General features: G+C 73.4%; 13 protein-coding genes. 9 read left to right on the top strand and 4 right to left on the bottom strand.

Annotation, left to right across the window (positions count from 1 at the left end; all coding sequences use genetic code 11):
• The first annotated feature begins 93 nt into the window (after nucleotides 1-93).
• Nucleotides 94-768 (top strand): pyridoxamine 5'-phosphate oxidase family protein, encoded by a 675-nt coding sequence (locus CHR28_RS00595; RefSeq protein WP_256984047.1) that lies wholly within the window; start codon nucleotides 94-96, stop codon nucleotides 766-768.
• A gap of 58 nt (nucleotides 769-826) precedes the next feature.
• Here CHR28_RS00595 and CHR28_RS00590 read toward each other — a convergent pair whose 3' ends face one another.
• The gene (locus tag CHR28_RS00590) at nucleotides 827-1441 is read right to left on the bottom strand and encodes a DUF998 domain-containing protein (RefSeq protein ID WP_094051389.1); all 615 of its coding nucleotides are present in this window, start codon (nucleotides 1439-1441) and stop codon (nucleotides 827-829) included.
• Nucleotides 1442-1570: 129 nt separating this feature from the next.
• On the opposite strand from CHR28_RS00590, the gene CHR28_RS00585 reads away from it, so the two are divergent.
• From CHR28_RS00585 to CHR28_RS00560, 6 genes are all read left to right on the top strand, one after another.
• Nucleotides 1571-2569 carry an inorganic phosphate transporter gene (locus CHR28_RS00585; RefSeq protein WP_094051742.1) on the top strand — a complete coding sequence of 333 codons (999 nt, stop codon included), beginning with the start codon at nucleotides 1571-1573 and terminating at the stop codon, nucleotides 2567-2569.
• 113 nt (nucleotides 2570-2682) lie between these two features.
• Nucleotides 2683-3240: a hypothetical protein gene (locus CHR28_RS00580; RefSeq protein ID WP_094051388.1), complete on the top strand. Its 558-nt coding sequence runs from the start codon at nucleotides 2683-2685 to the stop codon at nucleotides 3238-3240.
• Nucleotides 3241-3267: 27 nt separating this feature from the next.
• Nucleotides 3268-4089, top strand: coding sequence for a DUF817 domain-containing protein (locus CHR28_RS00575; protein WP_179272270.1), 822 nt, complete (start codon nucleotides 3268-3270; stop codon nucleotides 4087-4089).
• A 55-nt stretch (nucleotides 4090-4144) separates the two neighbouring features.
• Nucleotides 4145-5017, top strand: coding sequence for a PP2C family protein-serine/threonine phosphatase (locus tag CHR28_RS00570; RefSeq protein ID WP_094051387.1), 873 nt, complete (start codon nucleotides 4145-4147; stop codon nucleotides 5015-5017).
• A gap of 59 nt (nucleotides 5018-5076) precedes the next feature.
• Complete coding sequence (locus tag CHR28_RS00565) at nucleotides 5077-6078, top strand: MASE1 domain-containing protein (RefSeq protein WP_094051386.1); 1002 nt, start codon at nucleotides 5077-5079, stop codon at nucleotides 6076-6078.
• A gap of 52 nt (nucleotides 6079-6130) precedes the next feature.
• Nucleotides 6131-6628 (top strand): molybdenum cofactor biosysynthesis protein, encoded by a 498-nt coding sequence (locus CHR28_RS00560; RefSeq protein WP_094051385.1) that lies wholly within the window; start codon nucleotides 6131-6133, stop codon nucleotides 6626-6628.
• Between the two features lie 60 nt (nucleotides 6629-6688).
• Here the strand turns inward: CHR28_RS00560 and CHR28_RS00555 are convergent, their stop codons facing one another.
• From CHR28_RS00555 to CHR28_RS00545, 3 genes are all read right to left on the bottom strand, one after another.
• On the bottom strand, nucleotides 6689-7351 hold the full coding sequence (locus CHR28_RS00555) for a YceI family protein (RefSeq protein WP_094051384.1): 663 nt from the start codon (nucleotides 7349-7351) through the stop codon (nucleotides 6689-6691).
• Nucleotides 7352-7514: 163 nt separating this feature from the next.
• Nucleotides 7515-8348 carry a transferase gene (locus CHR28_RS00550; RefSeq protein ID WP_094051383.1) on the bottom strand — a complete coding sequence of 278 codons (834 nt, stop codon included), beginning with the start codon at nucleotides 8346-8348 and terminating at the stop codon, nucleotides 7515-7517.
• Complete coding sequence (locus CHR28_RS00545; protein ID WP_094051382.1) at nucleotides 8345-9610, bottom strand: glycosyltransferase family 4 protein; 1266 nt, start codon at nucleotides 9608-9610, stop codon at nucleotides 8345-8347. Before CHR28_RS00545 ends, CHR28_RS00550 begins: the two co-directional genes overlap by 4 nt.
• A gap of 220 nt (nucleotides 9611-9830) precedes the next feature.
• Between CHR28_RS00545 and CHR28_RS00540 the strand changes: the two genes are divergently transcribed.
• Nucleotides 9831-11546, top strand: coding sequence for a VanW family protein (locus tag CHR28_RS00540; RefSeq protein WP_094051381.1), 1716 nt, complete (start codon nucleotides 9831-9833; stop codon nucleotides 11544-11546).
• Between the two features lie 115 nt (nucleotides 11547-11661).
• Nucleotides 11662-13053 carry a Tat pathway signal sequence domain protein gene (locus tag CHR28_RS00535; protein ID WP_179272268.1) on the top strand — a complete coding sequence of 464 codons (1392 nt, stop codon included), beginning with the start codon at nucleotides 11662-11664 and terminating at the stop codon, nucleotides 13051-13053.
• Nucleotides 13054-13087: the final 34 nt, after the last annotated feature.

Here is a 13087-nt window from a genome sequence, read left to right as displayed (position 1 = left end):
CACCCGGCTGCTCTAGTCTCGGGGGCGCGGCCCGTGGGGTCTTCCCGGCCGGCGGGATGACCGTATGCCACGTGCCGCCCGTCAGGAGGACCGTTGTACGAGGACGAGCGGGCCGACCGCCCCGGAAGCCGCGGAGAACACCGGATCCAGCAGGAGCTGGGCACCACCGACCGGGCCGACCGCTTCTACGACGAACAGGTGCTGGACCGGCTCAACCCGCGGATGCGGCAGTTCGTGGCCCGCCAGGAGATGTTCTTCCTCGCCACGGCGGACGCCGGCGGTGAGTGCGACAACACCTTCCGGGCCGGTCCTGCCGGTTTTCTGCACGTGCTCGACGACACCACCCTCGCCTACCCCGAGTACCGCGGGAACGGCGTCATGGCCTCCCTCGGCAACATCCGGGAGAACCCGCACGTGGGCCTGCTGATGATCGACTTCGCCACGGACCGGATCGGCCTGCACGTCAACGGCCGGGCCGAGCTCGTCCCGGACGACGTCATGCGCCGCAGGCACCCCGGCCGTCTCGCCGTCGACCCCGTGCCCGGGCGCCGTCCCCGGCTCTGGGTGCGGGTGGAGGTCGAGGAGGCGTACATCCACTGCTCGAAGCACATACCCCGGCTCGTCCCGGCGCAGCGGCGGCGGAGCACCGGCGGGGAGCGGGCCTGGGGCACGGACGACGTCCGCCGCAAGGGCGGCGACTACTTCGGGGCGGCGGCCGCTGCCGATCAGCGGCCCACGGACCGCACTCCCGGCCTTCCCCGTCCGTGAACCGGCCGGTGGACGACCACTGGCACACGTCCGGCGGCACACGACCACCGCCGCACGACTACCGGCGTACGAGCCTGGCCTGCCGTGCCGTGCGGCCCGCGCCGCGGAAGCAGGAGAGGACGACCACGAAGGGCCACACCGACTGCACGGTCGTCACCGCGCGCTCCGCCGCGCCGGCCGCCCCGCGCTGGTGCAGCTCGATCAGGAACCATGCCGCGCCGAGCGCCATCACACCGGTCGCCCCGAGGGAGGGCAGGGGGCGCAGCCCCCAGGGGACGGCGTCGCCGGTGCGGGCGGCCAGGACGGGCCAGACCGCGAGGACGGTGAAACCCACGGCGGCCACCGAGCCGTGGCTGAGGGAGCCGCCGCTGCTCGGCGCCGGGACGACGGCCACCGCCAGCGCCGACACTCCGCCGGCCGCGAGCGCCAGCCGCCCGGGGGTCGCGGCCGGGCGCAGCCCCCACGCGGTGAGCAGATGGCAGACGCCGAGGGCGACGAACGCGGCGGTCATCACCCAGTAGCCCGAGGCGCCGGGCGCCGCCAGCACGCTGATCGTCTGGGCGGCCGGGTCGTACTGCGAGCCCTGAAGCGAGGCCGCCAACAGCCAGCCCAGGATCAGGGCCACGGGGGCGCACCCCGATGACAGAAGGACCCATTTGGGCACAGATCTCACCAGGACACCGTAAAGGGGTGCTGCCGTGTTCTCGCGGGACGGGGGCGCCTCGCGTGGCGTAGTCGCGGCGTCCGCTCCGCCCATGGGGGCGCACGATGGAAGCGAGCGGCGCGGCGAAAGGTGATCGGCATGGAGCTCACGCTGGTGGTGCTGATCATCGTCGTGGGGCTGACGTTCGACTTCACCAACGGCTTCCACGACGCCGCGAACGCGATCGCCACCTCGATCTCCACCCGGGCCCTGACCCCGCGGGTGGCACTGGCGATGGCCGCGGTGATGAACTTCCTGGGCGCCTTCCTGGGCACGGAGGTCGCCCAGACGGTGGGCCAGGGCATCATCGGGGCGCCCGAGGGGGTCTCGGGGCTGCTGCTGGTGCTGTGCGCGCTGCTCGGTGCCATCGGGTGGAACGTCTTCACCTGGTGGCGCGGGCTGCCGACCTCGTCCTCGCACGCCCTGATCGGCGGGCTGGTCGGTGCCGCGCTGGCCGCCTCGGCGACCGTGCACTGGTCCGGGATCCTCGACAAGGTCGTCCTGCCGATGCTGCTGTCCCCGCTGGTCGGCGTGGCCCTCGGATACCTGCTGCACACCGCCATCCTGTGGCTCTTCCGCCATACGGTGCCCCGGCGCACCATGCGGCGCTTCCGGATGGCGCAGACCGTCTCGGCCGCCGCGATGGGGCTGGGGCACGGGCTGCAGGACGCGCAGAAGACCATGGGCGTCATCGTGCTGGCCCTGGTCACGGCGAGCTGGCAGGAGGACTTCTCCGTGCCGGTGTGGGTGATCGTCGCCGTGGCGCTCGCCATGGCCGCCGGTACGTACAGCGGTGGGCGGCGCATCATCACCACCCTGGGGAGGCGGATCGTGCACCTCGATCCGCCGCGCGGTTTCGCCGCGGAGACCTCGGCGGCGGCCGTCCTCTACACCACGGCGTTCCTGGTGAAGGCACCGATCTCGACGACGCAGACGATCACCGCGGCCATCCTCGGTGCCGGTGCCACCCGGCGGGCCTCGGCCGTACGCTGGCAGGTGGCCCGTTCCATCGTCACCGCCTGGGTGTTCACGTTCCCCGGCGCCGGGATTCCCGCCGCCGCGCTGTATCTCCTACTGCACGCCGTCACCGGAGTGTGAGTCCGGGTCGCCGGGGTGTGAGTCCCGAACCGGAGGCTGTCATGAGACCTTCCTCCGTTCCTCCGCCTTCTCCTCAGCCTCCTCCTCAGCCTTCCGAACCGTCGGGCGGCCGAGTGCCGGACGCCCTGCCGCTGCCCGGCCGTTTCGCCCATCTGCATCCGGACGACGGCGCCTGTCTGATGGAGGCCGCCGCGCTGCTGGCCGGCGACCGGTTCACCGACAGCCCGGCCGGTACGCACCCGGTGCTCGCGGCCCTGGCCCGCGCGGTCGACGACAGCGTCGGCGACGAGGCCCGGCTCGCCCTGTGGCCGCTGGCCGCCGAGCTCGCCGACGCCCGGCCCCCGGGGCGGGCGCACGGACCGCTGCTCGTGGGCATGGCGGTGGACGCGGCCCGCCGGGTGCGCCCCTCATCCCGGGCCCTGGCACGGCAGGGCCGGGCGTGCCGCCGCAGAGCGGAGCGCGTGGCCCGCTCCTCCGCGGCCGGTCCCGCGGGCCGCGTCGCCGACCTGCTGTGGTGGCGCGGCCCGGGCAGCCGGCGTCTGGAACATGCCGTGCGGGTGCTGAGCGCCGCGCCGGACGCGGATCGACGGCTGTCCGGGCTGTTGCGGCAGGCGGTGGCCGCGGCGCGCGGCGAGGCGTCCGGGGCCGCGGAGGTGCGCTGCAACCGGTGACGGGCAGGGCCCGTCCTACTGGGCACCATGATCCCTCCCAGCGTCGGCGGCCCCTGGGCCGCACCGGTCGTCCGGCACCTGCTCGACTTCGCGTGGACGCAGACTCGCGCCTGCGCCTTCGCCATCGCCCTGCTGTCCGGCGTCGCCGTCTCCGCCCTGCTCCCCGACCTCCCGGTGGCGCGCTACGACCTGCTGGTCGTCTACGGCGTGCTGCTCACGCTGCTGTTCTGGCTGCGCGGCTGGGAGAACGGCCGGGACGTCGCCGTGATAGCGGTCTGCCATGTCATCGGCCTGGCGTTCGAGCTGGTGAAGGTGTCGCTCGGCTCCTGGAGCTATCCCGAGCCCGCCGTGCTGAAGTTCGCCGGCGTGCCCCTGTACGGCGGATTCCTGTACGCGGCCGTGGGCGGCTACGTCTGCCGGGCCTGGCACCTGTTCGACCTGGAGTTGCTGCGCTACCGGCCGCGGGCGACGGCGGTGGTGGCCGCGGGGATCTACGTCAACTTCTTCAGCCACCACTGGCTGCCCGACGTGCGCTGGGCGCTGGCCGTACTGCTGGTCGCGGTGACCGCCGGGACGTCGGTGCGGTTCACCGTGCGGGGCGTGCGCCGGAGGATGCCGCTGGCGGTGTCGTTCGTGCTGATCGGGTTCTTCCTGTGGGTCGCGGAGAACCTCGCCACCCTGGTCGGCGCCTGGCGCTACCCGTACCAGCAGCACGGGTGGGAGCCGGTGGGGATCGAGAAGTTCGGCGCCTGGGCGCTGCTGATCAGCGTGACCTTCGTGCTGGCGGCCGTCGGCCGCGAGTCGTCGCCCGGCCCCCGGCCTGAGTATCATCCTATGAACGTAAATTGAGTGATTTGCCTTCGAGGGTCGTCACCGACCGTGGCCATCCTCGCCGGAGTGATCCATGTCCCGCACCGGCACGACGGACGACGGTGACGAGCTGCTGACCCGGCTCGGCGCCCTGACGGCCCAGGCCCGCGCGCAGGCCGAGATGCAGCGCTCCCGCGTCGAGCTGGCTCTCGCGCTGCAGCGCGGCATGCTCCCGCGCGACCTGCCCGTCGCGCGACGACTCCACCTCGCCGTGCGGTACACCCCCGCGTGCCAGGGCCTGAACGTGGGCGGCGACTGGTACGACGCCTTCACGCTCGGCGACGGCCGGATCGGTCTGTCCATCGGCGACGTGCAGGGGCACAACATCGAGGCCGCCGCCTTCATGGGGCAGGTGCGGGCCGCGCTGCGGGCGCTGGCCTCCGTCAGCAGCGAACCGGGCGAGGTCCTGGCCCGCACCAACGACCTGCTGCTGGCGCTCAACTCCGACCTGTTCGCGACCTGCACCTTCATGCGGCTCGACCCCTGCGCCGGGGTGCTGGAGAGCGCGCGGGCGGGACATCTGCCCTGCGTCTGGGCCACGGCGGACGGGAAGTCCGGTGTCACGGAGGACGAGTGCGGGCCCCCGCTCGGGGTCCTGGGGGCCATGCCGTACCCGGTGACCCGGTACGAACTCACCACCGGCAGCGTGTTCGTGCTGCTCACCGACGGTGTCGTGGAGGGACCGTCGATGCCGCTGGAGGAGGGCCTGGACCAGGTGACGCGACTCGCCGGCATCGCGGCGGTGGCGGGCATGGACGTGGACGCGCTGGCCGCGGCCGTGATCAAGGGCGCGGAGCGGGTGGGACACGAGGACGACGCCGCCGTCCTGGTGGTCGGGCTGGACGGGCCGGACGTGCCGCCCCGGCCGGCCGGTGCGGGGAAACGGGCGCGAGCGCCTCAGCCATAGGGCCGCACGGCCCCGCCTCCGCCTCGCCGAGCCGACGGCCCCGGTGTCTCATGGCTGCTGTGGTGGGTAGCCAGGATCTGCGCGCGCCGGTCGTCCATGCTCTGCTGACGTCGGCCGTCGCCGTCTGCTACTACGTGTCCGGGCAGCTGGGCCTGTTGCGGGAGCTGGTCGTCGAGGGCGCGGTGGTCACCCCCATCTGGCCTCCCACCGGGGTCTCGGTCGCCTGCCTGCTCCTCTTCGGGCTGCGCTGCTGGCCGGGCATCGCCCTGGGCGCGTTCTTCATCATCCTGTCCCTCACGTCCCCGTCGCCGTCCGCACTGGGCGTCCTGGCCGGCAACACGGCCGCGCCCGTCGCCGGGTACCTGCTGCTGCGCCGGGTGGGCTTCCGCACCGATCTCGCCCGGCTGCGCGACGGCCTCGCCCTGGTGTTCCTGGGCGCGTTCACCGCGATGCTGATCAGCTCCACGGTGGGCGCGGGTCTGCTGCTGCTCACGGGCCGGCTCGCCTGGGAGGGCTTCTGGGCCGTGTGGCTGGCCTGGTGGGTGGGCGACGCCATGGGCGTACTGATCGTCACGCCGGTGCTGCTCCTGCTGGCCCGCATCCGCCCGCCGCTGCGGCTGACGCGCTGGCGGGAGGCCACGGGGCTGGCGGTCATCGTCTGCTGTGTCGTGCCGTTCGCCACGCACAGCCGGCTGAGCCTGCTCTACCTCGTCTACCCCCTGGTGATCTGGGCGGCCCTCCGTTTCCAGCTGGCGGGCGGCATGGTGTGCGCCCTGTTCGCCTCCGTCATGGCCACGGTGTCGGCGACCGACCGGGTGGGCCCGTTCGAGCGGCTCACCCGCGTGGAAGTGCTGATGAAGCTGCAGGCCTTCAACGGGGCGATGGCCCTGACGGCCCTGATCCTGTCGGCCGTGATCACCGAGCAGATCAACACCCGGCGCTCGGTGGAGCGCGCGTGCCAGGAACTCGTGGAAGTCCTGGAACACCTCACCGCGGGCGAGGCGGCGGACGGCCGGGCCCCGCCGCAGGAGGACGGGCCGGGGCGGCGTCGGGACGGCTGAGCCGCCCCGACGGCTCGGAAACCCGCGGGTCCGCCGGCCGTAGGGTGGGCGCATGACGGAGGCGGAGGTACTGGAGCTGCTGGTGTCACCCGCGCACCGGCTGGCCGGGCGGCCCGCGGACGGGCCCGCCCCCGGCCCGGCGGACGAGCGCGTCCCCCGGGTGGAGGTACGCGGCGGCCTCGGACTGGTCGGCGACCGCTACTACGCGCGGCCCGCGCACCGGAACGCCGCCGTGACCATGATGGCGGCGGAGAACCTCCCGCCCGGCGCCGACCTGCGGCACACCCGGCGCAACGTCCTGCTCCGGGGCGTCGACATCGACGCGTACCTCGGCGCGACGATCTCCCTCGACTGCGGCACCGGGCCGGTGCTGTTCGCGGTGAAGCGCCCGGCCCGGCCCTGCGCCTGGATGGACGTCACCATCGGCCCCGGCGCACAGCGCGCCCTGCGCGGCCGGGGCGGGGTGCGGTGCACGCCTCTGAGCGACGGCGTCCTCGCGGTCGGCCCCGCGGCGTTCCGGGTCGTGACCGGGCCCGACGCCACGCCCTGAGCGTCTCTGAGCGCCCTTGAGCGCTGGGAGCGCCCTGAGCGCCCCGAGCGCCCGGGAGGGTCAGCCCGCCCCGGGTGCCGTGCGGATGGCAGCGATGTCGAACTGCAGACGCACCTTCTCGCTGACCATCGCGCCGCCCTCGGCCAGCCTGCTGTTGTACGTGAGGCCCCAGTCCGAGCGGTTGATGGTCGTGGTGCCGTCGAATCCGACCCGCTCGTAGCCGAACGGGTCGGTGACATGCCCGATGTAGGTCATCTCCAGTACGACGGGCCGGGTAATTCCCTTGATGGTGAGCTCGCCCGACATGCGATAGAGATCGGCGCCCGCCTGTTCCACACCGGTGCTCGTGAAACGCATCCGCGGATAGGTCGCGACGTCGAGAAAGTCGCGCCCCACCAGGTGGGCGTCGCGCTGTTCCACTCCGGTGTCGACGCTGGCGGTGAACACGGTGATGTCGGCCCGCGACCGGGACGGGTCGTGGGCGTCGAAGTAGAGCCGGCTCTCGTACTCCGGGAAACAACCGCGCACGGTCGTCACCATCGCGTGCCGGACGGAGAAGCCGATCCTGCTGTGAGCAGGGTCGACGACCCATTCACCGGTCAGATTCGCCAGGCCCGGATCGGGCAGGCCGGCGGTGTGGGGAGCCGGCGCGCCGACGGGGCGCTGTGGGGGGACGGCGGGCGCATGCCGCCGGGACGGCACGACGCGGTTGAACAGGTTCATGATTCATCTAGGTACTTGAGTTTGGTTATGGCCGCAAGTCCCCCTGCCCGGTGCGGGTGTTGAAGAGCGGCGTCCGGCCCTTTTGCGCCCGCGCTTTACACAGAATCCACACACGGGGGTCGCGGATCACCTCCGGAATACCCATCCGAAACCCCAGGTTTTTTCATTTCGGGCATGTCGGGGAATGGACCGTCTCCTCGATGGCCAGGTCGTTGTCGACCGTGTAGTAGGGGCGCAGGACGGAGCCCCTCGCCCTGACCTCCGGAAAGACGTGGACGTGCTTGCGGTCCGCCACGTCGTCGAGCAGCCGGCCGACCCTCACCGGTGGCGCGTCGGCGGCCGGCCGGACGAAGGCGTCCCACGCCCGGCCGGCGTGCGGCGCGCCGGCCGCCAGGTCGCCGGGGTCCACCGTGAAGGAGAAGCCGCGCCCGTCGTCGTCGATCCGGGGGCGCACCTCCTGGACGGTGTGGGTGCCCCGCAGGCGCAGCCGCACCCTGGCGGTGTCGTGGAGGCGGGCGCCGTGCAGACGGGCGGTGACCGTGATCGCCCGGTCCTCGACGCCCAGGGTGAGGGCCTCGGCGTGGGCGGAGCGCAGCCAGGTCCGCAGGGCGAGGAAGCCGTCCTTGGTGACGTACGGGACCCGCACGGCGACCGGCGAGCGGCGGTCGCGCAGGTGCCCGTCGACCAGGGCGCGCAGGTCCCGCAGACCGGGACGCAGCCGCTGCCGCTCGGCCCCCTCTTCCGGCAGCAGGTACAGGTCCCAGCGGCCCTCGGGCAGCGCCGGGTGCGGTTCCAGCACGGCGTGGGCGCGGCCGATGGCGGCACCGGACTCCAGGCCGAGGTGGAGCAGGGTCTGCTCGGGGCGGCCCTTCTTGGGGCGCAGGCGCAGCAGCAGGCGGGCCCCGGCGGCGTCCGCGGGTGCGGGGAGGCGGAAGGTGATGCGGCCGTCCGCGTCGATCGCGCAGTCGGTGCGCGGGGTGGTGTCCTGGGTGGTCATCGTCGGCCCTTCCGTATCGCGCGCAGGGCGCCGGCGGCCGCGGCGTGGGCGGTGTCGCGGGCGGCGTGGATCCGGCCGGTCAGGGGGCTGCCGGTCCGGGAGGCCGCGGGAGCGTCCCGTCGGCCGGTGGCGCGTGCCGTCAGCGCCTGGTCGATGATGCGTTCGACCTGGGCGACGACGGGCGCGGGGGCGAAGCGGTGCGCGTTCTCCCGGGCGGCGGTGCCCATGCGGCGGCGCAGTTCGTCGTCGCCCACGAGGCGCAGCAGGGCCGCGGCCAGGGCGTCCCGGTCCCCGACCGGGACCAGCAGGCCGTCGGTGCCGTCCTGGATGATCTCGCCGGGACCGTAGGGGCAGTCGGTGCTCACGACGGGCAGCCCGCAGCGCATGGCCTCGACGATCGTCATGCCGAACGGCTCGAAGTCCGACGCGGCCGCGCCGATGGAGGCCTTGACCCACTCGGCCTCCATGGGGGTGGCGGCCCCCATCAGGAACACGTTGTTCCACAGGCCGAGCCGCTCGATGAGCTCGCGCAGGGCGGGCTGCTCCTCGCCCTTGCCGTAGATGCGCAGCTGCCAGTCCGGGTGGGCGGCCGCGACGGGTGCGAAGGCCTCGATCAGCAGGTCGTAGCGCTTGACGCGGACCAGGCGCCCGGCGGCGACGACGACCTTCCCGGTGCCGTCGGCGGGCGGCAGCACGGGGTCGGGCACGCTGTTCGGGAGGGCCTCGACGTGGACGCCGGGCAGCCACATCGTGCGCCGGTAGGCGGCGGCGTCCGCTTCCGTGACGGTGGTGATCACGTCGAGGTGGCGGTAGGCGCGGCGCAGGGCGGTGCGCAGCCGCGGCGAGTGGTTGTCGAGGGTGAGGTGTTCCTGGCCGACCCGCAGGACGTGGCGCGGGGCCTGGCGGGCGATGTGCACGTTGAGGCCGGGCCGGGTGCCGATGACGACGTCGGCGCCGAGGTCGGTCAGGTGCTCGCCGATGCGCTGGTCGGTCAGCTCGCTGTACTGGTGGTGGCGGTACTCGGCGGCCGGGAAGATCCTGGCCGGTCTCTGGTGCAGGGGGTGGTCCGCCTCCTTGCGCAGATCCACCAGTGCCCGCAGCCGCACCCGCGGGTCGGGGGTGAGGTTGGGGTGCTCCCGGTGGCGCAGGACGGAGACGATCTCGACGTCGTGCCGTTCGGCGAGCGCTCCGGCCAGGTTGAACGTGGTGGTGATCGTGCCTCCGATTCCGTAGGCGTTGTGGAGGAGGAAACAGATCTTCATGGTGGCCTAGACGGCGCCAACAGCCGGACAGTTGTTCGCCGTTACCACTCTGTGGCCCGGTACGCCGGGCCGGGCCGGACCGGACGAATCCGTAATGATCTCGGACATAAGTGGTCTGGGCCATAGTGCTCGGCGGCCGGAGTGTGCATAGCTTGATCTGTTTGCCCGCAGCAGCGTCGCGTCACGGGTGCACCGTCCTCGAACGATCTCCAGGAGAGCCATGCGCCCCCGAATAACCTCCGCACCGCGCCTCACGTCCCTGCCACCGCTCGCCCTGGCCGGCGGCGCGCTGGCCGTGGGCGTGGGCGGTCTGTACCTCGCCGGGCTGCTGCTCACGGGCGGTGAGATCGACGCCGGGACGACCGTGCGCGGGGTGGAGATCGGGGGCCTGAGCCGTGCGGAGGCCGTGCGGAAGCTGGAGCGGCAGCTGGACGCGTCCGGGTCACGGGCGCTCTCCGTGAAGGTCGGCGACCGCACGGCCACGATCGACCCGCGGCGCGCCGGACTCTCCTACGACCTCGGGGCGACCGTCGACCGTGCCGCGCGCACCGGCGCCGACCCGCTCAGCGTGTTCGGCGGGCTGTTCCGCTCCGGCGGTGCCGTGGAGCCGGTGGTACGCCTCGACCGGGAGCGGGCCCGGGCCGCCCTCGGGGAGCTGGGACTGGACCGGAAGGTCCGCGACGGAGCCGTCGCCTTCGACGGCGGGCGCGTCGAGCAGGTCGCGCCGCGCACCGGCTACACGCTGGACGTGGCGGCCGCCGTCGATCCCCTGCGTGCCGCGTTCCTGCGCGGCGACGCCGGCGCGGTCACGGCCCTGCCGGTGCACGAGACCCGGCCGAAGGTGACGGCCGAGGAGGTGCGGCGCGCGGTGCGGACGTTCGCGGAGCCGGCCGTCTCGGGTCCCGTCACGCTGACCGCGGCCGGCCGGCGGATCACGGTGGACCCCGAGGTCCTGGGCGCGCACCTGACCATGCGGCCGGACGACGGCGGCACGCTGAAACCGCGCCTCGACGCCGAGGGGCTGCGGGACGACCCCGCGGTGGCCGGACCGCTGAACGAGATCACCGGCACCGCGCGCGACGCCAGGCTGCGGTCCGACGGCGACGGGGTCGCCGTCGCCGAGGACGCCGTGCTCGGCCGGGAGGTCACCGGCAAGGCGCTCGGCGAGGCCGTGCTGCCCCTGCTCACCGAGAAGGGCGGCGCCGCCCGCGCCGGCGCGGTGGACGTGCGCACGATCCGGCCCGAGGTGACCCGCGAGAACGCCGCCCGGCTGGGGCTGACCGAGACGATGTCCTCCTTCACGGTCCACTTCGAACCGGCCGCGTACCGCACGAAGAACATCGGCCGGGCGGTGGAGCTCATCAACGGCTCGCTCGTGCGCCCGGACGAGACGTGGAGCTTCAACCGGACCGTCGGCGAACGCACCGAGGCGAACGGCTTCGTCGAGGGCATCATCATCCTCGACGACCAGTTCACGAAGGCGTCCGGCGGCGGGGTCTCCGCGGTGGCGACGACCGTGTACAACGCGCTGTTCTTCGCCGGGGTCAAGCCCGTGGAGCACGGCGCGCACTCCTTCTACATCGAGCGCTACCCGGAGGGCCGCGAGGCGACGGTGGCCTGGGGCAGCCTTGACCTGCGCTTCACCAACGACTCCGGCAAGGCGATCTACATCCAGGCGGAGTCCACGGACACGTCCGTGACCGTCTCCTTCCTCGGCACCCGCAAGTACGACGAGATCAAGTCGGTCAAGGGCCCGCGCACCGAGGTGAAGAAGCCGGCGAAGAAGGTCGGCGACGCCGAGGAGTGCGTCCCCCAGACCCCGCTGGAGGGGTTCGACGTGACGGTGGAGCGGGTCTTCTACGACGACGGCCGGGAGGTGCGGCGCGAGCCGTACCGCACCCACTACACGCCGCGCGACGAGATCGTCTGCGAGTGATCCACCGGCCGTCCACGCGTCCCCGCAATTCTCCTTTTCGTTCGAGCCGTTGACCCGCCCCTGGGCCGCCAGCACAATGAGCGCGCTGATTGAGAGCGCTCTCAAGGGGAGATCCATGACTGGCAGACAAGGCCCGGCGCTCAGCCGGCGTTCGCTCATCGGTGCCGGACTCGGGGCCGCCGCCGTCGCCGCGGCCGGCTCCGGGCAGGCCCGCGCGGCCGGTTCCGCCGGCACCCGCCCGGCCTCGGCACCGGCCCGCGGGCACGCCTTCCTCGCCGCCGCCATGGACGCCTACCCCGACCACGGGGACCTCCGCCTGACCCAGAGCTACACCGACCAGGCCGGCCTGTTCAGCACCGCGTTCACCTACGACAACGCCCTCGCCGTCCTGGCCCACCTCGCGACCCGGACCGCGGACGGCCTGACCCGGGCCACCGCCCTGGGCGACGCCCTGCTCTACGCCCAGTCGCACGACCCGGCGTACGACGACGGCCGGCTCCGCCAGGCCTACAACGTCGGGCCGTACACCTTCTACGACGGCTCCCCGCAGCCCGACGGCTTCGTCCGGCCGGACGGCACGGTCAACGTCGGTACGCAGTTCGGCTTCACCGGCACGGCCGTGGGCGACATGGCCTGGGCCGGCATCGCGCTCGGCGCGCTGGCCCGCCGCACCGGCGCACGCCGCTTCCTCACGGGCGCCGTGCGCATCGGCGAGTGGATCGAGCGGACCGGCCGGACCGACGAGCCGCTCGGCGGCTACAAGTTCGGCGTGGACGGGGCGAACCAGCGGCTGCCGTTCACCTCGACCGAGCACAACACGGACCTCATCTGCCTCTTCGGCCGGCTCGACCGCCTCACCGGGGACCGGGTCTGGCGGGAACGGCGGGCCCGGGCCGAGGCGTTCGTACGGCGGATGTGGGAGCCGGACGGGGGCTTCTTCTACACCGGCACGAACGACGGGGTCACGGTGAACACGTCGCCCATCCCGGAGGACACCCAGACCTGGACGCATCTCGCCTTCTCGTCGAGCACCCGCCGCTACGCCCGTTCGCTGGACTGGGCCGCGGCCGAGCTGGCCGTCGTCGACCACGCGGGACGCCCGAACAGCACGGTCCCGGCCGGCCAGACCTACGAGGGGGTCACCTTCAGCTCGGCGAGCCTGGTGGCGAACGAGGACGCGCCGATCGCCGCGGGGCAGCCCAAGCCGGACCGCAACGGGGTGTGGTTCGAGGGGACGGCCCATCTCGCGCTCGCCCTGCGGGACCGCGGCGCCCGCGGTGACGAGGCCCGGGCCCGGCGGCTGCTCGCCTCGCTGGAGCGGGCCCAGGAGTTGCTGGGCGACGGTCAGACCGTCGGCGGCCGGGCGCTGCCCGAGCGCGCCGGGGTGGTGTCCGCGAGCAGTCCGCTGGACACGGGATTCGGCTTCGGTTACTACCCGTACCGGCACACGGGGGCGACCGCCTGGTACGTGATGGCGGCGGCGCGGTACAACCCGCTGCGGGCGTGACGGCACGGCCCGGCCCGCCGTCGCGTGCGGCGGA

The organism is Streptomyces sp. XY006 (assembly GCF_002237655.1).
GTDB lineage: Bacteria > Actinomycetota > Actinomycetes > Streptomycetales > Streptomycetaceae > Streptomyces > Streptomyces levis.
This window is presented reverse-complemented; position numbering and strand designations above follow the sequence as displayed.

Bases quoted from the DNA above. Each gene is read 5' to 3' on its own strand.
- CHR28_RS00535 (WP_179272268.1), top strand. From the start codon at position 11,662: ATGACTGGCAGACAAGGCCCGGCGCTCAGCCGGCGTTCGCTCATCGGT.
- CHR28_RS00560 (WP_094051385.1), top strand. From the start codon at position 6,131: ATGACGGAGGCGGAGGTACTGGAGCTGCTGGTGTCACCCGCGCACCGG.
- CHR28_RS00550 (WP_094051383.1), bottom strand. From the start codon at position 8,348: ATGACCACCCAGGACACCACCCCGCGCACCGACTGCGCGATCGACGCG.
- CHR28_RS00585 (WP_094051742.1), top strand. From the start codon at position 1,571: ATGGAGCTCACGCTGGTGGTGCTGATCATCGTCGTGGGGCTGACGTTC.
- CHR28_RS00570 (WP_094051387.1), top strand. From the start codon at position 4,145: ATGTCCCGCACCGGCACGACGGACGACGGTGACGAGCTGCTGACCCGG.
- CHR28_RS00555 (WP_094051384.1), bottom strand. From the start codon at position 7,351: ATGAACCTGTTCAACCGCGTCGTGCCGTCCCGGCGGCATGCGCCCGCC.
- CHR28_RS00545 (WP_094051382.1), bottom strand. From the start codon at position 9,610: ATGAAGATCTGTTTCCTCCTCCACAACGCCTACGGAATCGGAGGCACG.
- CHR28_RS00575 (WP_179272270.1), top strand. From the start codon at position 3,268: ATGATCCCTCCCAGCGTCGGCGGCCCCTGGGCCGCACCGGTCGTCCGG.
- CHR28_RS00540 (WP_094051381.1), top strand. From the start codon at position 9,831: ATGCGCCCCCGAATAACCTCCGCACCGCGCCTCACGTCCCTGCCACCG.